General features: G+C 47.7%; 19 protein-coding genes. 13 read left to right on the top strand and 6 right to left on the bottom strand.

Going from position 1 to position 21,596, the window contains the following annotated elements; all coding sequences use genetic code 11:
- The 4 genes from slmA to coaBC all read right to left on the bottom strand — a co-directional run bounded on the left by slmA (position 1) and on the right by coaBC (position 5,594).
- On the bottom strand, positions 1 to 594 hold the full coding sequence (slmA, locus tag Q1A08_RS04640; protein WP_299770300.1) for a nucleoid occlusion factor SlmA: 594 nt from the start codon (positions 592 to 594) through the stop codon (positions 1 to 3).
- A gap of 278 nt (positions 595 to 872) precedes the next feature.
- The gene (gene argB, locus Q1A08_RS04635) at positions 873 to 1,775 is read right to left on the bottom strand and encodes an acetylglutamate kinase (RefSeq protein ID WP_299770299.1); all 903 of its coding nucleotides are present in this window, start codon (positions 1,773 to 1,775) and stop codon (positions 873 to 875) included.
- A 57-nt stretch (positions 1,776 to 1,832) separates the two neighbouring features.
- On the bottom strand, positions 1,833 to 4,274 hold the full coding sequence (locus Q1A08_RS04630; protein WP_299770298.1) for a phosphomannomutase/phosphoglucomutase: 2,442 nt from the start codon (positions 4,272 to 4,274) through the stop codon (positions 1,833 to 1,835).
- A 108-nt stretch (positions 4,275 to 4,382) separates the two neighbouring features.
- Positions 4,383 to 5,594 (bottom strand): bifunctional phosphopantothenoylcysteine decarboxylase/phosphopantothenate--cysteine ligase CoaBC, encoded by a 1,212-nt coding sequence (gene coaBC, locus Q1A08_RS04625; protein ID WP_299770297.1) that lies wholly within the window; start codon positions 5,592 to 5,594, stop codon positions 4,383 to 4,385.
- Between the two features lie 145 nt (positions 5,595 to 5,739).
- Between coaBC and radC the strand changes: the two genes are divergently transcribed.
- The 9 genes from radC (at position 5,740) to mutM (ending at position 16,280) form a co-directional block, all read left to right on the top strand.
- Positions 5,740 to 6,423, top strand: a complete 684-nt coding sequence (gene radC / locus Q1A08_RS04620) for a DNA repair protein RadC (protein ID WP_299770295.1) — start codon at positions 5,740 to 5,742, stop codon at positions 6,421 to 6,423.
- A gap of 312 nt (positions 6,424 to 6,735) precedes the next feature.
- Positions 6,736 to 6,972 (top strand): 50S ribosomal protein L28, encoded by a 237-nt coding sequence (rpmB, locus tag Q1A08_RS04615; protein WP_299770294.1) that lies wholly within the window; start codon positions 6,736 to 6,738, stop codon positions 6,970 to 6,972.
- A gap of 29 nt (positions 6,973 to 7,001) precedes the next feature.
- Complete coding sequence (gene rpmG, locus Q1A08_RS04610; protein ID WP_299770293.1) at positions 7,002 to 7,157, top strand: 50S ribosomal protein L33; 156 nt, start codon at positions 7,002 to 7,004, stop codon at positions 7,155 to 7,157.
- Between the two features lie 511 nt (positions 7,158 to 7,668).
- Positions 7,669 to 8,256, top strand: coding sequence for a TetR/AcrR family transcriptional regulator (locus Q1A08_RS04605; protein ID WP_299770292.1), 588 nt, complete (start codon positions 7,669 to 7,671; stop codon positions 8,254 to 8,256).
- 39 nt (positions 8,257 to 8,295) lie between these two features.
- Positions 8,296 to 9,393, top strand: coding sequence for a DUF2855 family protein (locus Q1A08_RS04600; RefSeq protein WP_299770290.1), 1,098 nt, complete (start codon positions 8,296 to 8,298; stop codon positions 9,391 to 9,393).
- A 32-nt stretch (positions 9,394 to 9,425) separates the two neighbouring features.
- The gene (locus Q1A08_RS04595; RefSeq protein ID WP_299770288.1) at positions 9,426 to 10,349 is read left to right on the top strand and encodes a nitronate monooxygenase; all 924 of its coding nucleotides are present in this window, start codon (positions 9,426 to 9,428) and stop codon (positions 10,347 to 10,349) included.
- Between the two features lie 423 nt (positions 10,350 to 10,772).
- A complete protein-coding gene (locus tag Q1A08_RS04590) occupies positions 10,773 to 13,277 on the top strand; it encodes a TonB-dependent receptor (RefSeq protein WP_299770286.1) in 2,505 nt (834 codons plus the stop codon).
- Between the two features lie 156 nt (positions 13,278 to 13,433).
- Positions 13,434 to 15,401: a diguanylate cyclase gene (locus tag Q1A08_RS04585; RefSeq protein ID WP_299771098.1), complete on the top strand. Its 1,968-nt coding sequence runs from the start codon at positions 13,434 to 13,436 to the stop codon at positions 15,399 to 15,401.
- Positions 15,402 to 15,464: 63 nt separating this feature from the next.
- Entirely contained in the window at positions 15,465 to 16,280 is an 816-nt protein-coding gene (gene mutM, locus Q1A08_RS04580) for a bifunctional DNA-formamidopyrimidine glycosylase/DNA-(apurinic or apyrimidinic site) lyase (RefSeq protein ID WP_299770284.1), read from the top strand.
- Positions 16,281 to 16,306: 26 nt separating this feature from the next.
- Here mutM and coaD read toward each other — a convergent pair whose 3' ends face one another.
- Positions 16,307 to 16,786 carry a pantetheine-phosphate adenylyltransferase gene (gene coaD, locus Q1A08_RS04575; RefSeq protein ID WP_299770282.1) on the bottom strand — a complete coding sequence of 160 codons (480 nt, stop codon included), beginning with the start codon at positions 16,784 to 16,786 and terminating at the stop codon, positions 16,307 to 16,309.
- A gap of 110 nt (positions 16,787 to 16,896) precedes the next feature.
- Positions 16,897 to 17,478 (bottom strand): 16S rRNA (guanine(966)-N(2))-methyltransferase RsmD, encoded by a 582-nt coding sequence (gene rsmD, locus Q1A08_RS04570; protein ID WP_299770280.1) that lies wholly within the window; start codon positions 17,476 to 17,478, stop codon positions 16,897 to 16,899.
- A gap of 151 nt (positions 17,479 to 17,629) precedes the next feature.
- Here rsmD and ftsY point away from each other — a divergent pair, with 151 nt between their 5' ends.
- The 4 genes from ftsY (at position 17,630) to rpoH (ending at position 21,555) form a co-directional block, all read left to right on the top strand.
- On the top strand, positions 17,630 to 18,880 hold the full coding sequence (ftsY, locus tag Q1A08_RS04565; protein ID WP_299770278.1) for a signal recognition particle-docking protein FtsY: 1,251 nt from the start codon (positions 17,630 to 17,632) through the stop codon (positions 18,878 to 18,880).
- Positions 18,881 to 18,901: 21 nt separating this feature from the next.
- On the top strand, positions 18,902 to 19,585 hold the full coding sequence (gene ftsE, locus Q1A08_RS04560) for a cell division ATP-binding protein FtsE (RefSeq protein ID WP_299770277.1): 684 nt from the start codon (positions 18,902 to 18,904) through the stop codon (positions 19,583 to 19,585).
- The gene (ftsX, locus tag Q1A08_RS04555; RefSeq protein ID WP_299770275.1) at positions 19,582 to 20,574 is read left to right on the top strand and encodes a permease-like cell division protein FtsX; all 993 of its coding nucleotides are present in this window, start codon (positions 19,582 to 19,584) and stop codon (positions 20,572 to 20,574) included. Before ftsE ends, ftsX begins: the two co-directional genes overlap by 4 nt.
- Before the next feature lie 126 nt (positions 20,575 to 20,700).
- Positions 20,701 to 21,555 (top strand): RNA polymerase sigma factor RpoH, encoded by an 855-nt coding sequence (rpoH, locus tag Q1A08_RS04550; RefSeq protein ID WP_299770273.1) that lies wholly within the window; start codon positions 20,701 to 20,703, stop codon positions 21,553 to 21,555.
- Positions 21,556 to 21,596: the final 41 nt, after the last annotated feature.

Here is a 21,596-nt window from a genome sequence, read left to right as displayed (position 1 = left end):
TTATCTGAAAAAGCCTTGGGTTAGCACCATCCATTGATCCTGCCAATTCTCGGTAGGTGATCGCTTAAACTCACTACGTACAAATTGTGCGATACGCCCTTCTGCTGTGGCCATTAGTAAATTGGCTGCAGCTCCAACGGTAATGCTTGGGCGCAGCCCCTCGCGAACCTCAGCTTCACGCAAAACTTGTTTTAGTTGGGTCTCTAAGCGGTCATAGAGCTGTGCTACGCGCGCCCTCAGACGGTCTGTCTCCCCTGCTAAGGCGTCGCCAGTAAGAATGCGAGTAATGCCTGGATTACGCTCGGTAAAGGTTAGCAATAGATAAAGAATCTTGTCACAGGCAGCTAAAGCATTAGGTTGCTCACTAAGAATCAAATTGATCCGGCTAAACAAGGTTTCTTCGATAAACTCAATTAAGCCTTCAAACATCTTGGATTTGCTGGGGAAGTGCCTGTACAAGGCTGCTTCAGAAACGCCGACCTCGCGAGCCAAAGCGGCTGTGGTGATTCGGGCTCCAGGACTAGCTTCCAGCATATGAGCTAAAGCTTGCAAGATTTGTTGGCGACGAGATGTTTTATTGTTGCTTTTAGTCATAGATGCAATTGAGGCAAATCCAATATTTGCGCTAAGTTCCAAAGTCGGTGGAGAAAGTACATCAGTTAACGCGGCCGAAGGCGACTGTCATCCTAACGGCAAGCGCAGCAAGCTGCAATTGCTGTGGCGTAAAAATTGTCAGTTTGCTCGCAAAATAGACAGCTAATGCGGCGTACATTGATGTACATCACGAGGCCATTAAACTGCCAAGCCCTTGCCATTCTATGGGGCAATTATGGCGGTTTAATGGCACTCCTGTCGAACTTTATAGAGTTTGTTTAGCTTTTCTGGTTGGTAATCAGTGTGCCAACACCGGTATCGGTGAAAATCTCTAGCAATACCGCATGGGCTACTCGACCATCAATAATGTGTGCGCTGGTCACACCGGCTTTAACGGCATCTAGCGCGCAGTTAATTTTCGGTAACATGCCGCCATAAATGGTGCCATCTTCAATCAGCGCGTCCACCTGCTCGGTGCTAAGGCCGGTCAAAACTTCGCCTTCTTTGTCTTGTAAGCCCGACACATTGGTCAGCAGCATAAGCTTTTCGGCTTTCATAACTTCCGCCAGCTTTCCGGCGACCAAATCTGCGTTGATGTTATGACTCTGGCCGTCTTCGCCAACGCCGATTGGAGCAATTACCGGAATAAAGTCGCTGTCGATTAGCATATCGATAACGTCTGTATTAATGCTTTTAACTTCACCAACATGGCCGATATCAATAATTTCGGAAGCTTTCATGGCTGGGTTGTAGCGGCTGACAGAAAGCTTTTTAGAGTTGATCAAGTGGCCGTCTTTACCGGTAATACCAATAGCTTGACCGCCATTGCGATTAATTAAGCTGACAATTTGCTTATTGACGGTGCCCCCTAAAACCATCTCGACTACGTCCATCGTGGCGCTGTCGGTAACTCGCATGCCGTCAACAAACTCGCTGTGGATGCTGAGCTTTTCTAACAGTTTGCCAATTTGCGGGCCGCCGCCATGAACCACGATGGGGTTCATACCGACTAGTTTCATTAGCACGATATCGCGGGCAAAACTGTTTTGTAATTCTTCGTCTACCATGGCGTTGCCGCCAAACTTTACGACGACGGTTTTATTGGTAAAACGCTGGATATAGGGAAGTGCTTCAGTAAGCACTTCGGCGATTTTCATCGCCTTCTTTTGTGATAAAGACATAGGGACACCTGTGCATGTAGGCCCCGATGCTATGGTGTGAAGTGCCTACAATGCTATTTAAAAGCTTATGGAAGGCGCTATTTTAGCGATTTCCGCCCTAAAATGCTCCTGAATATCTTCCAATTGCTCTTCGCTATTGGCTTCAAAGCGTAATGTTAATGCGGGTGAGGTGTTGGAGGCGCGGACCAGTCCCCAGCCATGGGCAAAATCTACCCTTAAGCCATCGATAGTGGTTAGGCGGCCATCTTCAAAGTGCCCATGGGAAATCAAATCTTCGATGATTTGGAATTTTACGCTTTCCTCGACCGCGACTTTAATCTCTGGTGTTGCTGGTAGCTCTGGGAAGCTAGAGAAAATGGTGTCCAAATCTTGATCGCGCAAGCTCATAATTTCCATCAGGCGAGCCGCAGAATACATGCCGTCATCAAAGCCAAACCAGCGTTCTTTGAAGAATATATGGCCGGATAATTCGCCACCTAAAAGCGCGCCAGTTTCAGCCATTTTGGCTTTCATTAGCGAGTGCCCTGTTTTCCACATGATCGGGCGTCCGCCGTAACTGCTGACCAAACTGTTTAGCTGGCGAGTACACTTCACATCGAAGAGAACGTCGGTGCCGGGATTACGCGAAACAATATCTTTGGCAAATAACATTAACTGGCGGTCGGGCCAGATAATCTTGCCTTGTGGTGTAACTACGCCCAAGCGGTCGCCATCGCCATCAAAAGCGATGCCTAAATCGGCGCGGTGTTTTTTAACGGCTTTAATCAAGTCGCGCATATTACGTTCGCGACTAGGATCAGCTGCGTGGTTCGGGAAGCGGCCATCAAATTCGCAGTGTAATGGGATCACTTTACAGCCCAGTTCTTCGAATAAGCGCGGAGCAACTTCAGAGGTTGCTCCGTTACCAGCATCGATAACCACAGTAATATCGCCAGCCAATGCAATATCAGAGAAGATCTGTTCGATATATTCCGCGCTGATATCTTGCTGGCTAACAGAACCTGCTTTGTCAGAGCTAGCAAAGGCTTCCTGTTGCATTCTTTGCTTAATGTACTGAATGCCTTGATCACTAATGGTGTTGCGATTGAACACCATTTTGAAACCGTTGTGCTTTGGCCCGTTATGGCTAGCGGTAACCACAACCCCGCTGTTACTGTTAGAAATCATGTGACAGGCAAAGTACAACATTGGAGTTGGCACGATGCCCAGATCTAGCACATGGCAGCCGGTGCTGGTAATACCCGCAATCAATTGTTCGCATATTGCAGGGCTGTGTGTGCGACAGTCACGAGCGACAATTAGTGTGTCTTCCCCTTGATCAATGGCTTCGCTGCCCAGCGCTTTTCCAAGCCTATCAACAAACTCAGGGCTTAAATAAGGATCCGCTAAGCCTCGTATGTCGTAGGCACGAAATACTTCGGCGGGGATAAGTTCATTGCTTAGCGTTGCTGCTGGCTCGTCATTGTCGTCTTCAAGTTGATCAAGTTCTGATAGTGTGTCCACAGGCTCAGTTTGTTGGTATCCGCCACCGAGCAAATCTTCATCATCGGCACTCACTTCAATATCGAGGATGTCCTCCACGCGTCGGCCATTGCTGAGTTGATGCTCTCGCACTTTTTGATCGAATTCACGCACGGTCCTAGTGCCACTATTGCTAGCAGAGAGTTGGCGTCGACAGAGCTGAAATGCGCCACTTAAGACAAGCGCTGTTGTTAAAAACCAAATGCTCAAAAAAGGTAGTAGGCTGGTATTGGCAGCATCCACCGTGCTTTGTGACGGTGAAAAACGCAGCTTCCACAAAGTATTGGGAATCTCCTTGGTCAGGCTTTCCTGGCTGCTGGCGTCACCTTTAGACAAGATGAGTTGTGCTGGGTGGCGGCCAAATTGTTGTAGTAATTCAAATTTACCGCTGTCTGGGCTGGCATCACGTAACAGCTCGGCAATTGCATTTTGATTGAGAGTTACCATCAATGTTGCTACGGGGGTTTGGTTGGTATCCTGAGGAATCGGGGATACCAAATTAAATTGCCAGCGATTTTTAATTTTTGCGGCTTCGACAGTAATCGGCTGATGGTTTTCTGCACGAGTAATCATGTCGAGCTCAGCAAAACGAATAGGGGCATTATGCTCGCGGTCGATCTCGGCTGTACCTCGAGGAATAATGCGTATCGCGACAGCCTTGGGGAAGGCCTTTTCTAAGCTCGACATAAAGCTGCGAACAGTTACCGGCTCTTGCTGCTGGATAGCTTTACTTAAGGCATCCCGGCTGGTGAAGCGCTGTAAATCTTGATTGAGTGAGCCTATATGGTGACCGATTGCATCAACTTGGGTGCTTGCCATGCTGTCAATAGCTTGGCTTAGCGCTTGCTCGGATTGGCTTACTACGTAGCGTTGATAGTACCAAGCTCCCGCTGCTAGACAGATGATTAACAATCCACAGAGAATCCCCGCGGTTTGCTTTTCTGCCTTACCCCAGTTTTTAATATTGGCTATTCGCATATAAAGTCGGACTTAATATTGAGTTTTCCAATTTTAACAATAGCTTAGGGTAAGCCCAAGCGTAAATTCCCTATTCAATGAAAACCCCTTTCTTGAGGAGTTGTGTCGCTACGGTGCAGATTTGTTATAGCGCTTACTGATTTCTTCAACTAGACGGCGAGCGAGGGCTGTTTTGCTTAGCTTCTCGATGGCGCTGCTACTCTCATGGTCGACAACAAGAACTTGGTTGTCATCGCTATTAAAGCCAATACCCTGTTGTGAGACGTCATTGGCAATAACCATCGCTAGGTTCTTCTTTTCCAGTTTGCTGCGAGCATAGTGTTCCACGTCCTGAGTTTCGGCGGCAAAGCCAACACAAAACGGTGCATGTTCTGAACTTGCGACGTCGGCGAGAATATCGGGATTCTTCACCATTTCTATTATCATAGTATCGCTATCGGCCTGCTTTTTAATTTTTTGATCAGCTGAGTGCACGGGGCGAAAATCGGCCACAGCGGCGGTAGCTATGAATATATCGCAGTCATTTGAGCGACTCATGGCGGCTGCATGCATCTCGAGTGCGCTTTCCACGTCCTGTCGCTGGCAGTGTGGTGGAGTAGCAAGCTGTGTGGGGCCACTGATAAGTTCGCAAATGGCCCCTGCTTCAACACAGGCTTGTGCTAGGGCATAACCCATTTTTCCAGAGGAGTGGTTGCTGATATAGCGCACAGGGTCAATGGCTTCCCTAGTTGGCCCTGCAGTAATAACAACTCGCTTACCAGCCAATAGACCAGATTGAAATTGAGCTGCAGCCTTATCGACCAGTTCATCAACTTCCAGCATGCGCCCTGGTCCAACATCACCACAGGCCTGCGAGCCCACAGCAGGGCCCCATATAGCAATATCTCGCTGCTCGAGCAGGCTAAGGTTGTCTTGCGTACTGCTGTTGGCATACATGGCTTGGTTCATAGCAGGGGCAATGGCCAGTTTGCTGCGACGGGCAAGACACAGTGTGCTCAAGAGGTCGTTACCCTGGCCTTGTGCCAAGCGCGCAATGAAGTCGGCGCTTGCTGGTGCGACAATCAGTAGATCCCCCCAACGGGCCAATTCAATATGGCCCATGCCGGCTTCAGCTTCAGGGTCTAGTAACTCAGTGTGGACAGGGTTGCCCGATAGCGCTTGCAGTGTCAGCGGAGTAATGAACTCCATAGCGGCTTTGGTCATCACTACACGAACTTCTGCTCCTTGATCTTGCAGGCGGCGCACTAACTCTGCGCTCTTGTAGGCGGCAATTCCACCGGTAATACCCACCAGAATCTGTTTGTTTTGTAAGGAGCTCATTCATACAGCCTTATGCCTAGACGGCAAATTTGGGATCTTTGGCCGACTTAGGGCCATAAACAAAAGCGCTAAGATAACCTTTCTTGTGAGCCGGCGGCAATGACTGCGGCACTTTTTGCAGCTGTTATAAAGGTTATGCAATAGAATGAGCATTAGAGATTGGCCAGAGTCTGAACGACCAAGAGAAAAGATGCGACAGCGTGGCCCTGGGGCGCTTTCAGATGCTGAGTTGTTAGCTCTCTTCTTACGTACCGGAATAGCTGGGGCCACGGCTGTTGATTTGGCCCGAGAGGTGTTGCAGCATTTTGGTGGTTGGCGTGCAGTCTTAGAGAGCCGGGAAGAAGAATTCTGTGCTTTACCGGGTTTAGGGCAGGCTTCGTTTAGCTTGTTGCAGGCTGGGCAGGAGATTAACCGCCGACATCTACGAGAGACGCTTGAGCGAGAGCAGGTCTTCTCCAACCCAGAATCAGTGCGCTGTTTTCTAAGGTCTAATCTAAGGCATCGTGATAGAGAGGTCTTCGTGGCTTTGCTGATGGACAGCCAGCATCGCCTAATCCACTACGATGAGCTGTTTTTGGGCACTGTGGATAGCGCCAGCGTATTTCCTCGAGAGCTGGTCAAGTTGGTGTTACAACACAATGCAGCGGCAATCATAGTGGCCCACAATCACCCCTCTGGTATCAATGAGCCTAGTCAGGCCGACTGCCTAATCACTGAGCGTATCCAGCAAGCTTTGGCTTTGGTTGGTGTACGTCTGCTTGATCACCTGATTGTAGGTAGTGGAGAAGAGGTTTCTTTGGCTGAGCGGGGCTTGTTAAAGAGTAATTAATAGAGCTGCGCCAATTGCTACCCTAGGGCTTATGGATGCCCTTTGGCGCTAAATGTCCATGATAAGTGCCTTTTTGAATAAAAAATGGCCGCAAAAGTTGAATGTGGGGGGCTGTTCTGGTATAAAACGCCGCTCTCTGCGGCCGGGGTCTGCCCCGCCTGATGTGAATTGAGGTCAATAAGACCTATGTCGGGCTCCCGCAGGCCCAAAATGAGTCGAATTTTTTAAGTAGCGATTCGCTGTATTTCCAGCTATCTGCCAGTTAGGCAATAAGCGGTTATGGCAGTGATGATACAAGGTAGAGGCCACAAGATGTCTAAGGTATGTCAGGTTACCGGCAAGCGCCCAGTAACTGGTAATAATGTTTCTCACGCAAAAAACCACACTAAGCGTCGTTTTTTGCCTAACTTGCACACCCACCGTTTCTGGGTTGAGTCAGAAAAGCGTTTCGTTAAGCTACGCGTTTCTGCCAAGGGTATGCGTATCATTGATAAGAAAGGCATCGAGACGGTTCTAGCCGAAGTTCGTGCCAATGGCGTTAAAGTTTAATCGCTTAAGCAAAGAACAGGAGAAATCTCATGCGCGATAAGATTCGTTTGAATTCAAGTGCTGGTACTGGTCACTTCTACACCACTGACAAGAACAAGCGTACCATGCCTGAAAAAATGGAAATCAAAAAGTACGATCCCGTTGTTCGTAAGCACGTGATGTACAAAGAAGGCAAAATCAAGTAATTCTTGCTTGTCTCTTTGATTTCTAAAAACCCGGCCTAGGCCGGGTTTTTTGTGCTCTTTACCTACTGTTTTACTCAAAACTCCTGTTTTGAGTAAAACGTCGCCCGCTTCGGGCTGGCGCCGTTTGCGAAACGGCTTGCCCTCTCGGGCTCGCGCAACAGCGAACGCTTAGGCGCTCTCAGTTGCGCCGTGCTCCTGCACGGGCTATGTGTGCTTTTTACCTACTGTTGCTCTCAAAACTCCTATTTTGAGAGCAACGTCGTCCGCTTCGGGCTGGCGCCGTTTGCGAAACGGCTTGCCCTTGCGGGCTTTCTTCCTGCTGTTGCTCTTAAAACGCTTGCTTGGGGTGCAACGTCGCCTGCTCGGTTGGGCTGGCAAGAGTATGATCGCCATATGCCCTCTTTTAGTTACTTCTTTCAAAGCCACCTTAAAATTGTCTCTTTTAACCTTGGTTATTTTTTGGTTTTGTAGTGATCATTACAAAACTAGCGAGTGATAAGGTTTTTCCACTATGTCCAGACCCCAGTCCGTCAGTAATGAACAGCTATTGAAGGCTGCGATGACGCAGTTTTGGCAGTTTGGTTATCAAGGCAGTGGCATGCAGGATCTTCAGCAGGCGACTGGTCTGCCGGCAAGCAGCATTTACAGCCGTTTTGGGAGCAAGGCAGGCTTATTCGAAGCCACACTTGAAATGTATGTCGATAAAATCGTGAGAGGTCGCTGTGATAAATATCTTGGCGCAGATAAGGGCTTGCTCGGAATCCAACAATATGCTGCTAGTGCTCTAGAGGACCCTAATAGTCATTGGGGCTGTTTGCTAGTCAATAGTCAGGCGCAGATCTCGGCGCTTCCTGCCGCGAGTCATTCAGCGATGCGACGTGGGGGTGAGCTGGTTTGCGAGGCTCTTTATAAAGCGATTGTGAAGGCTGAGGAAATGGCTGAGATCCGCCCCGGTCAGAACGCTAAGTTGTTAGCGGAGCAATTAGCTATTTTCATTCAAGGGCTGTTAGTCCAGAGCGGTCTTGCTCAAGTTCTCCCGGCGCCAGACAAAGTTTCTGCAATGATTGCGCAGCAGCTCGGTGCGACAAGCTCGTGTTAACAGGCCCCGGATCTTAAACAAAAATAAAGGAGTGCGCAGATGAGCACAATAATCGGTAATCAATTTTGGGTTAATCGATCTCAGATTTTAGATACTCAGTGGCGGCAACAGGCCAGTCGAGAATTGGCGGAAGGTGAAGTTGAGCTTGCGATTAAAGAGTACGCCTTCACAGCGAATAATGTTACCTATGCGGTAATGGGTGATATGTTGCAGTACTGGTCATTTTTTCCGGCTGCTGAAAACTACGGGATGGTTCCGGTTTGGGGTTTTGCCGAGGTGAGTCGCTCGCGCAACTCTGCCATTAAAGAGGGGGAGAAGTTGTACGGTTACCTACCGATGGCGGAATCTTTGATTGTACAACCAGGCCACATTAGTGAAGGCAGCTTTATCGACGATATTCCGCACCGCCAAGCTTTACCGGTAATTTACAATCAGTATATCCGCTGTGCGCAAGACCCCTTGTATAGCGAAGAAACTGAAGCTCTACAAATGTTGCTGCGCCCTTTGTTTACCACCTCATTTCTATTGCAAGACTTCTTTGCTGAGCGTGATTACTGTTCAGCTGAACAAGTCGTTATGAGTAGCGCATCTAGCAAAACGTCGATCGGCACAGCGTTTGCGTTTTGGCAACAAAGAGAACTAAACGGTTCTGGTCCAAAAATTATTGGTCTTAGTTCAAAAGCCAATGTGGAATTTGTGCGGGGATTAAATCTATATGATGAAGTTTATAGTTACGACGATCTTGCGGAAATAAAAAGAACACCTTCAATATTTATTGATTTCGCAGGCAATGCGCCTATGAAAGCAAGTATCCATAACCACCTAGACGATCAGCTGAAGTACAGTTGTATTGTAGGTGCTTCCCATTGGGACCAAACCGCAGTAGAAGCCGGAAAACTTGCTGGCCCGGAGCCGGAATTATTTTTTGCACCTACCCAAGCACAAAAGCGAATGCAGGAATGGGGTCCAAAAGGCTTTGCCGAGAAATTGGCCGTGGTATGGCAGAGCTTTATCAAGCACAGTGAGACTTGGCTAAATGTTGAATATGTAATCGGCCAGGATGAAATCAAAGCATCTTATGAGGATATGGTTGAAGGCAAAGTGAAGCCGGTCCAAGGACTTATTTACAAACTCTAATAGTAAACAAGAGAAGAAAGCGGAGCAGTAACGTGAATCGATTTTTAGAACATAGCGGAGCAAAGTACCCGATTATTCAAGCCCCTATGGGTTGGATGGCTAGATCGCAATTGGCGTCAGCAGTTTCCAATGCGGGTGGCTTAGGTATTATCGAAACTTCCTCTGGTGAAACCGATAATTGTAAAGCCGAAATTCAAAAGATGGCTGAACTAACAGATAAGCCCTTTGGTGTGAATCTACCTATTATGTTTTTGCATGATGATTCAATGCTAAAGTTTATTTGTGAATCGGGAGTGCGTTTTGTAACTACCTCAGCAGGTAGTCCTAAAAAGTTTTTGGCACCATTAAAAGAAGCCGGCATTGTTGTGTATCACGCTGTACCAACTGTTGAGGCTGCGCTCAAGTGCGCGGAAGCTGGAGTAGATGGTCTGGTGGTTGAAGGTGGTGAGGGCGGCGGCTTTAAAAACCCTGAAGAAGTTTCAACCTTAGTGCTGTTGCAAGCTATTGCAGAGCAGGTTGATCTGCCCTTGGTAGCAGCGGGTGGTATCTGTGATGGCCGGGGAATGGCGGCGGCTTTTGCCTTGGGCGCCGAAGCGGTACAAATGGGAACTCGTTTTGTGGCTTGTTCCGAAAATCCTGCGCACAATAATTATAAGCAAGCGATTGTTGATGCAGCGACAGACGGCACTTATATGTTAAACAAAACTTCGAGCCCTTGTGTGCGCGCGTTGAAGACGGAGCGTTCAGCTGAGTACTTTAATAATGGCAAAATGCCAATGGAAGCCTTTATGACTATCAAGGATTTGTACTTTGGTGGAGATATGGAGGCAAGCGTCGCTTTGGCAGGCCAAACAGCCGGTTTGATCAACGAGGTGAAAAGCGCTGAAGATATTATTAACGAGACTATTTCATCTTATAATGCGATATGTAGTCGCATGGCATCCTCGACCTTCTAATAGAGTTTCTCTTTTGGGGCGGTAGTTAATTCTGTCGCCTTTTTCATTTATGGCGCTCGCAAAATCAAACAATAAGATAATGAAATATATTTTTTCATTCTAATTGCTTTTGATTATTTAGGCGTGAAAACCAAAGCATTCTTTGGTTTTTTTCATATCTCGTGCTACGTTTATGCTGTGTATTGTTGGTAGAGCTGGTGTTAATAATCAGTTTTGATATTTGCAGTACAAAAAAACAATAAAAATAAAAGTTAATTCACGGGTACGATTTTGCTGATAGAGTCGTGAGCTTGCCGTCTGTAGTCATCAGTTTCAAGAACATAAAGGTTAGGCAATAGCCAGTACTTTTGTGTCTGCCAAAAAGCTAAACCGCTCATAAGCGGGTATAAGAAAGACTATAAAAATAATTGCGAGGAGAGCTCTATGAAACTGTTTCCATCCAGTGCCTTGTCTTTGGCTGTTGCTTTGTCAGCAGCTGGAACAGCTCAATATACTCAAGCCCAATCCCAGTCGGCTGAGGATGAGCTGGAAGAGGTGGTTGTTACCGGGTCGCGGCGAGCGCCGAGATCAGTATTCGATTCAGCGGTGCCAATCGACGTCGTTGGCGGAGATGACTTTGCGAACCAAGGCGATTCAGATCTTAGTACCTTACTGAGAAATGTTGTGCCTTCTTACAATGTTAATTCGCAACCCATTAGTGATGCCGCGACGATAGTTCGACCTGCAAATATGCGAGGCTTGGCGCCAGATCACACGTTGGTATTAGTAAATGGTAAGCGCCGACATCGCGCTGCGGTCATTTATTGGTTGGGTAATGGAGTCGCAGATGGCGCACAAGGCGCTGATATTTCTCCAATTCCAGCTATTGCCCTAAAACAAGTGGAAGTGCTACGCGATGGGGCTGCAGCTCAGTACGGCTCTGATGCAATCGCTGGTGTCATGAACTTTATTTTAAAAGACGATCCTGAAGGCGGCAGTATCGAAGTCAAATATGGAGAGTTCAAAGAAGGTGATGGTGAAAATGTAACGGTTGCCGGAAACGTTGGTATGCCCTTTACCGATAATGGCTTTGTTAATGTCAGCTTCGAATACGGTAACACAGATCCTACTGACCGAAGTCAGCAAAGAGCTGACGCGCAAGCGCTAATTGATGCGGGTAACACCGCTGTTGCTAACCCAGCTCAGATTTGGGGCACACCTGAAATTAAAGATGATCTAAAGCTCATGGCTAACTTGGGCTTGGAATTGGGCGGTGGTAAAGAGTTCTTTGCGTTCGCAAACTACGCGACTAAGGAAGTCGAAGGCGGTTTCTTCTTCCGTAACCCAGATACCCGCGGCGGAGTATTCAGTAACGATGGCGGCGTCACGAGACTAGTGGCAGATCTTACTCCTGATGATGGCGTGGCCTGCCCAACAGTCAATGTTGGCGATGCGGCGGCCTTGCAACAAGTTGTGGATGACCCCAACTGTTTTGTCTTCAATGAAATGTTTCCTGGAGGCTTTACCCCAAGATTCGGCGGCAAAGTTCACGATGCCGCTCTGACTGCGGGTGTGCGAGGCACAACGGCAAGTGATTTGAATTGGGAGTTAAGCGCCAGCTATGGCCGAAATGATGTCGACTTCTTTATTAAGAACACAGTCAATGCTTCGCTGGGGCCTTTGACCCCTACGGCATTTGATCCGGGTGATTATACTCAGCAGGATATTAACTTTAACGCTGATGTTTCATATGCCGTGCCGGTTGATGCTTTTGAATCGGATTTAAATATTGCGGCGGGTGTCGAATGGCGAGAAGAAACCTTTGAAATTACTGTAGGGGATCAAGCATCGTTTGAAATTGGGCCTTATGCTTCGCAAGGTTTCTCAGCCGCTTCAAATGGTTTTCCAGGTTTCAGTCCACTGGCCGGTGGCAGCTTCGCTCGCAAAAATATTGCTGCCTACGTAGATTTAGAAGCGGATGTTACTGATCGTTTGTTAGTCGGTATGGCGATTCGTTGGGAAGACTTCAGCGATTTTGGTACCACAACCAATGGTAAAATTTCCGCTAATTTTGAAATTACCGAAAACTTTTCATTGCGCGGTAGTGCGAGTACTGGCTTTAGGGCGCCTACACCCGGTCAGTCGAATGCCTTTAATGTTTCTACTGAATTTGATGCAGCAACTGGCGACCTAGTAAATAACGGTACCATTCCTTCGACTAATCCTGTGGCTGTTCTTCGTGGTGGTAAGCCCTTGGACCCTGAGGAATCAGAGAGCTATACCTTGGGTGCGATTTTGCAATTAGGGGAGGTTAGCGTAACTATTGATTACTTTAATATTGAGCTAACGGACCGCATTAGTGTCTCGCAAAACTTTAGTCTCACCCAGCAGGAAATTGATGATTTGGTGGCCTCTGGTGTAACCAGCGCCCAAAACTTGCAGAATTTCCGTTTCTTCACCAATGACTTTGATACCACAACCTCTGGTTTTGATTTAGTGGCAACTTATGGTTTGGATATGTTAGGTGGCAGTACGGAGTTCTCGCTGGCTTATAACTACACCGAAACAGAAGTGGATAGCTTTTCGCCAGATGTTATCGACGCGACTCGTATCAGGGAACTGCAAGAGGGTTTGCCTGAGTCACGATGGAATCTTGCGATGACCCATAACCTAGAAGATTGGCGATTCCTACTGCGAATGAGTTATTTCAACGAGTTCTATGACTCGGAAGATGATCGCTCCTATGGCGACGAGTATATTTTCGATGCAGAGGCTGAATACAATATCAATGATAGCTACTCGGTGACGCTGGGAGCACAGAATCTATTGGATGAATATCCTGATGAGAACCCAAGTGGCGCTCAGCAGTCTGGGCGACGTTATAGTCAGTTCTCTCCAACAGGATTCAATGGTGGCTATTACTATGCGCGGGTGCGCTATAGTTTTTAGTTTTTTCTGGTGAGCAAAGCTAAGCCGCCTACGGGCGGTTTTTTTGTATTGGATAGCTGATGTTGATTTGCGGAACGGGTAAGGAGGCTTTATCAAATAAATTTTTACAGCTTGGCACTTATGTATTACCTTTAAAGGGAATAATGATGCCTTGTGATGATTGATGTGCCAACTATTCAGCCTGCCAGCTTTGATCAATTAGACTTGGACGCCCTTAAAAGTGCGGTCTGGGTCTACGATGTTCACAATTACCGAATTCATTGGGCGAACGCTGCTGCTCTTCGTTTATGGGAGTCTAAGGATCTAGCTGAATTAACCTCAAGGGATTTCAGGCCTGGTTCTTCTGCCGCTGTGCAACAGACCTTGTGTTCCTATTTAGATGAATTTAAGCGTGGCCGCGTAATTGATCGTTGGTGGCAGATTTCCCCTAATAATATTGATAAACGTGTTCATTGCCGTTTTTCCGGTGTCTTTACGGCGCCAGGCCATATGTCGATGCTAGTGGAAGGTCTTCACTCGGAGTTACTACAAGGTAATCACAGCGATTATGGGGCCGTGATGATTTGCCTGTTTGATGAAAGTGGTGCGATAAAAAGTGCTAACCCGCCCTTTGAGCAGCAGTTTGGTATCTCTGTTCCAAATCTTCATTCAATTGTTAATGACGAATTTGAGCTGTCCACTTTATTAAACATTGAATGCGGAGCTAATCAAGAATTTCTGCTCGGGACTCAAACTGGGCCGCGTTGGCACAGCGTTGAATTACGAAAACATAGTGATGCAGAGCTCGATCATAATAGTCAAGCGAGTTACAGTTTAACCCTATTGGATATTCATGACAGGAAACTCGTAGAGTTAAAAAACGCTGCTGCTGCAGAAACAGATGCTTTGACTGGCTTATATAATCGACGTGGGATTATTCGTAAGTTGGCCTCTAGAGTTGATAAGGGCTGTATAATATTTTTTATCGACCTGGATGATTTTAAGCCCATCAATGATACTTACGGGCATGCGGTAGGCGATGAAGTTCTTTGCCAAGTGGCTAAGGTTTTGCGTTATGAAATTCATCAGTCTGCGATATGTGCCAGGCTGGGCGGGGATGAATTTATTTTGGCGGTACCAGGGGCACAAAGCGGTATCGATCCTTCTGCTATAGCTGAGTTGATAATTCAGCAGCTTACCAAACCCTTTATTGGGAGTAAGCAGCGTAGCTTGCAAGTAACCGCTAGTGTTGGAAGTGCAACGATGCCTGGGCATGCTGAAAATATTGATACTTTATTGCAGAAGGCTGATGCTGCGATGTATCTGGCAAAGCAACGGGGGCGAAATCGTCATGTGCATTACTCTGATACAGTAAAAGATCAGCTGAGGAGAGGACAAAGAATTCTTCAGCAAGTCGATGAGCAGATTTGTGCGGAGAAGTCCTTGTTTGATTATCAGGCCGTTGTTTCCTCCTTGACCAGAAAGCCCTTCATTTTTGAAGCGCATATCCATTGGTCTGGTCAGCTGCTCGGGAGGCTCTGCTCTTTTGAAATTAGTGAAGCCCTTAGAAAGGCAAATCACCAAGAGATTGTTGAGCAAGAACTAGCTCGAATGATTGCGGCTGATCTTAAGCAGTTGCGTGCGCAGTACGTCGATAATAGTTTAAGGATTTCAATAGGACTTCCCTCTGGCCACCTATTGGATGTAGGTTTTTTTAAGCGCATGGCGAGATGCTTCTCGCTCAATCAATTAAATAAAACCGATGTGGTATTTGAGTTGACTGAGCGCGCTTTGAAGCGTGTTCTTGATCAGCAAGAAAATTTTCTTATCGATGCGAGTACGCAAGGTTTTCAGTTTGCGCTAGCTGGTTTTGGATCTGGCTGCTCGCCATTGATGAATTTGCCAAGCTTACCACTACAGTATATCAAGCTCGCCCCTGAGTTCTCTTCAGGCATGCAGGCAAAATCTTCGATATTGAAATTTATCATCAAACTTTGCGAGGACTTGCAGGTAAGTTGTATTGCGACTGGAGTGAATGATCAAGCCCTTAGTGATCACTGGGCAGAATGTTCTGTTTATCTGCAGCAAGGGCAATACCTAGGCTCGGTCGACCTCCATGTAAGCTCAGATGCAGAGTTTGTCTAATAGGTTTGCTAAGTTTAAATCTCGCTGCTATGGTGCCTAAAACTTTTCAGTGAGAGCTCAGCATTGCCAGAATTACCTGAAGTAGAAACAAGTTGCCGGGGTATTGCGCCGCATATTGTTGGTCGAACCCTAAAGCAAGTTATTGTTAGAAATAATCAGCTACGCTGGCCAATTGATGAGCGCCTGGCAGAAATCTTAGAAGCTAGGAAGCTGCTTGAATTGAGTCGCCGTGGAAAGTACATGCTGTTTCGTTTTAAGCATGGCCACTTGTTAATGCACTTGGGGATGTCTGGTAGTGTAAGAGTTGTAGAAGCTGCAACTGAGCCCGAAAAGCATGATCATGTCGATTTTGTTTTTGGCTTGGATACCGTGCTGAGATTTACTGATCCTCGCCGATTTGGTGCCATCGTTTGGACTGATCAACCCACCGAAGAACATAAGCTAATTCAACACTTGGGGCCTGAACCTTTATCTGAGGAATTCTCAGCGGATTATCTTTATCAGCAAACACGTAAGCGAAAACAAGCCATTAAAGTTCTAATTATGGATAGCAAGGTGGTGGTGGGCGTAGGAAATATTTATGCCAACGAATCTTTGTTTATGAGTGGAATTCGCCCCGGCCGTGCTGCTGGGCGAGTAACCCGTGCGGAGATAGAGCTTTTACTGCTAAATATTAAAAAGGTTCTAAAAAAAGCTATCGCGCAAGGTGGGACAACTTTAAAAGATTTTGTCGGTGGCGATGGCAAGCCTGGCTATTTCAAACAGGAGCTAAATGTTTACGGCCGTGATGGGGAGCCATGCTTGAGCTGTGGCACTGTACTTAAAAGCCAGCGCCATGTACAGAGGGCCAGCGTTTACTGCCCCGTCTGCCAAAAATAAGAAAAGAGATTTGTGGCAGCTAAATATTAGCTGCCGAACTTTTTCTTCAGGTCTTGTTCGATGATGGGGTGAACAAACTTGCTTACATCACCGCCGAGCGAAGCAATTTCGCGTACCAATGATGAAGAGATGTACGATAGGTGTTCGGCTGGAGTCAAGAACAAACTCTCCATTTCTGGAGATAAAGCTCGGTTCATGTTGGCCAACTGAAACTCATATTCAAAGTCAGATACCGCTCGCAAGCCGCGCACTACTGCTTGGGCTTTTTTCTGTTTTACTAAGTCCGCTAGTAATACATTGAAGCCACAAATTTCTACATTCGGTATGTGGGCTAAAACTTGTTCAGCTTGTGCAACCCTTTCTTCTAAAGTGAATAGAGGGTTCTTTTTGGTGCTAGCAGCGATGGCCAATACGACACTGTCAAACAGATTGCAGGCTCGCTCTACCAAGTCAATATGACCATTAGTAATTGGGTCAAATGTTCCAGGGTATACCACGCGCTTCATATTAGTTTCCACGTCAGGTTTCTCGATCGGGCGCAGATGGTAAACAATTTGGCGCCTCAGTACAAAACTTAATCGGCAAAATGCAGGTAAAAAAGCAAATTATTTGGTTTTTAGCGTGCAATATAGAGTTGGTAGCAAACCTGTCCGGTGTTTTTGCAGCGCCAATTACGCCAATTTTCAGGCAGCTTTGGCAGCTGGTTTTTGGGGCTCTCTATATAGATTAGGCTGTCAGGGTGCAGCCAATTGTTTTGCTCTAATAGCTCAGCGGCAGTTTCCCATAAATTAGCAGCGAATGGCGGGTCCATAAAAATGATATCAAAGGGGGCACCCTCATTGTGCTGAGCAAGCTTTATTAAGCTGTCACCATGGCTGAGTTGGGCTTCTTGTTCACCTAATTGTGACTGCAATGTTTTGATATGGTTTTGCAGTTGCTGGCAGGCTGCTCTATTCGCTTCCCACAGTTCAACATGCGCCGCTCCACGGGATAGAGCTTCTAAAGCCAAGGCTCCAGAGCCGGCAAATAAATCCAGGCAGCGCGCCCCATGAATGTCTGAACTTAACCAGTTGAAAAGCGTTTCGCGTATTCTATCTCCGGTTGGGCGCAGCCCATCCGCGCTGGGGAAATTAAACTTCCGGCCGCGCCACTGACCACCGATGATCCGTAATTGCTGAGTAGAGTTTACTTTTGACATGCATGGCCTCGTCCAATTAGCCGGCCATTGTAGCCATCTCAAGGGGCTGTGTTAAGGCTGCGACAGCAGGCCTATAGAGTGCTAGAATGCGGCACTTTCTCGGGTTCACCTTGAGCCCCCTTTATCCGATCAGTAATAGAATTTAGACACCATGGTTTTTGGCTTTTTTAAGAAATCCCCAAAAGGTGAGGCTGACAAGGCTAATACCGAAGAGCAGCCCTCAGCGATCGAGCAATCTCCAGAGCAAGAAGATCTTGAATCTGAAGAGACTAGCCCGCAAGCGATTGATACGGAAGTGGCGCCTGAGGCCGCAGTTGGTGACGTAAGCACTGTTGAGCAGCAGCCAGATGAACCCCCCGTAAAGACTGAGCCTTCTACACAAGAGGCCCCTTCGCAAGAGTCGACAGCAGAGGCAACGCAAGAAGTGTTTATGGCGCCGGCCGGCTATGGTGAACCCGCCGAAGAGAAAAAGCGCGGCTTATTCGCCCGTATGCGTGCTGGCTTGGCCAAAACCGGCGGTAACTTTACTGAAGGCCTAGGCAATATCTTTATGGGCCTGAAAGAGATCGATGAAGATCTCTTAGAAGAGCTCGAAACCCAGTTGCTGATGGCGGATGTTGGAATTGAAGCAACCGAAGAGATCATGGAAAAGCTGTCTGAGCAGGTTGCCCGTAAAGAGCTTGCCGATACCGAGGCCTTATATAAGGCTTTGCAAGCCGCTTTGGCAGAGCTTTTAATCCCAGTACAAAAACCTTTGCTGTTAGATACTCAAAAGAAACCCTTCGTGATTCTGGTCGTTGGTGTGAATGGCGTTGGTAAAACTACCACCATTGGCAAGCTGGCTAAGGGCTTTCAGAATCAAGGCAAGCAGGTGATGCTGGCTGCCGGTGATACCTTCCGTGCTGCTGCAGTAGAGCAGTTGCAGGTTTGGGGTGAGCGAAATAATGTCCCGGTTGTGGCCCAGCATACCGGTGCCGACAGTGCTTCGGTGGTTTTTGATGCTCTTCAATCCGCCAAATCTCGTGATGTAGATATTCTGATTGCTGATACCGCAGGCCGCTTGCACAATAAAGACAATTTAATGGATGAGCTTGCTAAGGTTAAGCGGGTGATGGCCAAGTTGGATGATTCCGCGCCACATGAAGTACTGTTAGTGCTAGACGCAGGTACTGGCCAAAATGCCATCAATCAAGCAGAGCAGTTCAGCCAGTCAGCGGGTGTTACTGGGCTCGCGCTAACCAAGTTGGATGGTACCGCCAAAGGTGGCGTTATCTTTGCACTGGCTAAGCAGCTTGGCTTGCCGGTACGGTTTATTGGTGTGGGTGAAGGCATTGATGACTTGCAGCCGTTCGAGGCCAAAAGCTTTGTGCGTGCTTTGTTTGACCAAGGCCAGGCCGAATAAATAGGACGTCTATTCTAAGCCATGATTCAATTTCTCAATGTGAGCAAACGCTACCCAGGTGGTTTCGATGCGCTTAGTAATCTAAGCTTAAACATCGATGCCGGCGAGATGGTTTTTCTAACCGGCCACTCTGGTGCGGGTAAATCGACATTATTGAAATTGATTATGTTAATGGAGCGGGCTACACGCGGCCAGATGGTTGTAGGTGGCCAGAATCTCAATAAGATGCCGCGCCGCCAAATTCCATTTTTGCGCCGCCAGATTGGTGTGGTGTTCCAAAATCATCAGCTTTTATTTGATCGCACGGTATTCGATAACGTGGCATTGCCGCTGATGATTGCGGGTTTTGAGCCGCGAGACATTGGTCGCCGCGTAAGGGCTGCGCTAGATAAAGTGGGTCTTTTGAGCAAAGAAAAGCTCAACCCAGTTGCGCTTTCTGGTGGTGAGCAGCAGCGTGTGGGTATTGCTCGCGCCGTGGTCAATAAGCCCCCTTTGCTACTGGCGGATGAGCCAACAGGAAACCTAGACCCTGAGTTGTCCGCAGAGATTATGAAGCTGCTGCAGCAGTTTAATGATGTGGGTGTTACGGTACTGATTGCCAGCCACGATTTAACGTTAATTGAACGAATGGGTAAGCGCAAACTAACCCTGGAAGGCGGACAGTTAGTGGCAGATGTTCCTGGTTTAGGAGGAGAAGCTGCGTGAGCCAGGAATCTCAAAAAGCTTTGCCCGACGCGCTTAGCCGAGGTGCCAGCTTAAAACAGCTAAGCTTACTGAATTTGTGGCGCTCATATTGTCGTCATCATGTCAGTAGCGCACGCGATAGTTTAAATCGCTTGTTGCGACAGCCCTTATCAAGCCTAATGACCTGTTTGGTGGTGGCCATTGCCTTGGCTTTGCCCCAGGTGCTTTCAGTGGCGGTTAGTAATATCGATCAGCTTGGGCAGAGTTGGCAGGGGCGCCCTAGCCTATCGGTTTACCTTCATCACAATGTTAAGCAGCCGGTTGCGGAGAAATTGCTAATAGAGTTAGAGCAGCAAGAGTCGGTTGCAGAAGGAATATATATAAGCCCGAGTGAAGCCTTGCAAGAATTTGAGGCGCACTCTGGTTTTGCTGATGTCCTTGGTCAGCTTGAGCGTAACCCTTTGCCCCCCTTGTTGCAGCTTAGTTTAGTTGAGCAACTCAGTTTGGAGCAGGTGCAGTCCCTACAGGCCAATCTGCAAGCTAGACCTGAAGTTGAGCAAGTCGATGTGGATTTGCAATGGTTGCAAAGATTGCAGCAAATACTGGCCCTTGGCCGCACCTTAATCTGGTTGTTATCAGGTTTATTGGCCTTAGGTGTACTGCTTATCGTTGGCAATACCATTCGCTTGGCCATTGCGGCTCGCAAGGACGAAATTCTAGTCACCAAAACTCTGGGTGGTACCAACGCCTTTGTGCGTCGCCCCTTCTTATATACAGGTTTGTGGTATGGCTTGCTGGGGGGCGCCTTAGCGTTGTTACTCACGGAGCTGTGCCTGTTTGCTCTAGCAGGTCCCGTGGCCAAGCTGGCTGGCTCCTATGGCAGCGATTTCCTGTTGATGGGTATAAGTTGGTTCGATGCAGGCTTTTTGCTTTTGGCCAGTTCGGTATTGGGCTGGCTGGGTGCGGCCTTAGCCGTTGGCCGTCACTTGGCCGCAATCGAGCCTAAATAGCTGATTAAAACCCGATCAGTTTCTCTACTTTACAAGACTTAAAGGTCTTTTGGGCGAACCCGCGCTAGTATTAGCAGTCAAACCCGATAGCTGCTAGTATTAAGGGTCGAGTAACGGAGAATATATATGAGTACAGCCATTCAGCCAGTAGGTATGCTATCCCCAGGGGCCAATCTGGGCGCGTATATGCAGGCGGTTAATGGTATCAGTGTACTGTCAGCCGAAGAAGAGAAGAGCCTGGCGGAAGATCTGTATTACCACGAAAACCTAGATGCTGCCCGCCAGTTGGTAATGGCTCATCTGCGCTTTGTCGTGCATATCGCCAAGTCTTATTCGGGTTATGGTTTATCCCAGGCTGATCTGATCCAGGAAGGTAATGTTGGCCTGATGAAGGCTGTAAAGCGTTTCAATCCAGAGCGAGGCGTGCGCCTTGTATCCTTTGCGGTACACTGGATTAAGGCCGAAATGCATGAGTTTATCTTGCGCAACTGGCGTATCGTTAAGGTCGCTACCACCAAGGCTCAGCGTAAACTGTTCTTTAATCTTCGCAGTGCTAAAAAGCGCCTTGCTTGGTTAAACAACGAAGAAGCTGAAGCGGTTGCTAAAGATCTGAATGTCGATGTCAATCATGTGCGTGAAATGGAAGGCCGTCTGGCGGCCAGCGATATGGGCTTCGATGCCGGCGCAGACGATGATGATGAAAGTGCATTTCAAGCACCGGCAAACTTCTTAGAAGATCGCGCTGCAGATCCGGCTTTAGCTTTGGAGCATTTGGACTCAACACAGCAAAGCTTGGCGAGCTTAAGTGCCGCACTTGAGCAACTGGATGATCGCAGTCGCGACATTTTGCAGCAGCGCTGGTTGGGCGAAGAAAAGGCCACTTTGCATGAGTTGGCTGATCAATACGGTGTCTCAGCTGAGCGCATTCGCCAACTAGAAAAGAATGCGATGAAAAAGATAAAGGCCAATATTGAAGCTTAATGCCAACAATATTGGTAAAAAAGCCGCCTAGTGCGGCTTTT

The organism is uncultured Pseudoteredinibacter sp., assembly GCF_947500695.1.
Taxonomy (GTDB): Bacteria; Pseudomonadota; Gammaproteobacteria; order Pseudomonadales; family Cellvibrionaceae; genus Pseudoteredinibacter.
This window is presented reverse-complemented; position numbering and strand designations above follow the sequence as displayed.

Excerpts from the sequence above, each read along its gene's own strand:
- coaD (WP_299770282.1), bottom strand. The coding sequence starts at position 16,786 with ATGAAGCGCGTGGTATACCCTGGAACATTTGACCCAATTACTAATGGT.
- rpoH (WP_299770273.1), top strand. The coding sequence starts at position 20,701 with ATGAGTACAGCCATTCAGCCAGTAGGTATGCTATCCCCAGGGGCCAAT.
- ftsE (WP_299770277.1), top strand. The coding sequence starts at position 18,902 with ATGATTCAATTTCTCAATGTGAGCAAACGCTACCCAGGTGGTTTCGAT.
- slmA (WP_299770300.1), bottom strand. The coding sequence starts at position 594 with ATGACTAAAAGCAACAATAAAACATCTCGTCGCCAACAAATCTTGCAA.
- ftsY (WP_299770278.1), top strand. The coding sequence starts at position 17,630 with ATGGTTTTTGGCTTTTTTAAGAAATCCCCAAAAGGTGAGGCTGACAAG.
- argB (WP_299770299.1), bottom strand. The coding sequence starts at position 1,775 with ATGTCTTTATCACAAAAGAAGGCGATGAAAATCGCCGAAGTGCTTACT.
- Q1A08_RS04585 (WP_299771098.1), top strand. The coding sequence starts at position 13,434 with ATGATTGATGTGCCAACTATTCAGCCTGCCAGCTTTGATCAATTAGAC.
- Q1A08_RS04605 (WP_299770292.1), top strand. The coding sequence starts at position 7,669 with ATGTCCAGACCCCAGTCCGTCAGTAATGAACAGCTATTGAAGGCTGCG.
- rsmD (WP_299770280.1), bottom strand. The coding sequence starts at position 17,478 with ATGTCAAAAGTAAACTCTACTCAGCAATTACGGATCATCGGTGGTCAG.
- Q1A08_RS04600 (WP_299770290.1), top strand. The coding sequence starts at position 8,296 with ATGAGCACAATAATCGGTAATCAATTTTGGGTTAATCGATCTCAGATT.
- rpmB (WP_299770294.1), top strand. The coding sequence starts at position 6,736 with ATGTCTAAGGTATGTCAGGTTACCGGCAAGCGCCCAGTAACTGGTAAT.
- Q1A08_RS04590 (WP_299770286.1), top strand. The coding sequence starts at position 10,773 with ATGAAACTGTTTCCATCCAGTGCCTTGTCTTTGGCTGTTGCTTTGTCA.
- rpmG (WP_299770293.1), top strand. The coding sequence starts at position 7,002 with ATGCGCGATAAGATTCGTTTGAATTCAAGTGCTGGTACTGGTCACTTC.
- coaBC (WP_299770297.1), bottom strand. The coding sequence starts at position 5,594 with ATGAGCTCCTTACAAAACAAACAGATTCTGGTGGGTATTACCGGTGGA.
- Q1A08_RS04630 (WP_299770298.1), bottom strand. The coding sequence starts at position 4,274 with ATGCGAATAGCCAATATTAAAAACTGGGGTAAGGCAGAAAAGCAAACC.
- radC (WP_299770295.1), top strand. The coding sequence starts at position 5,740 with ATGAGCATTAGAGATTGGCCAGAGTCTGAACGACCAAGAGAAAAGATG.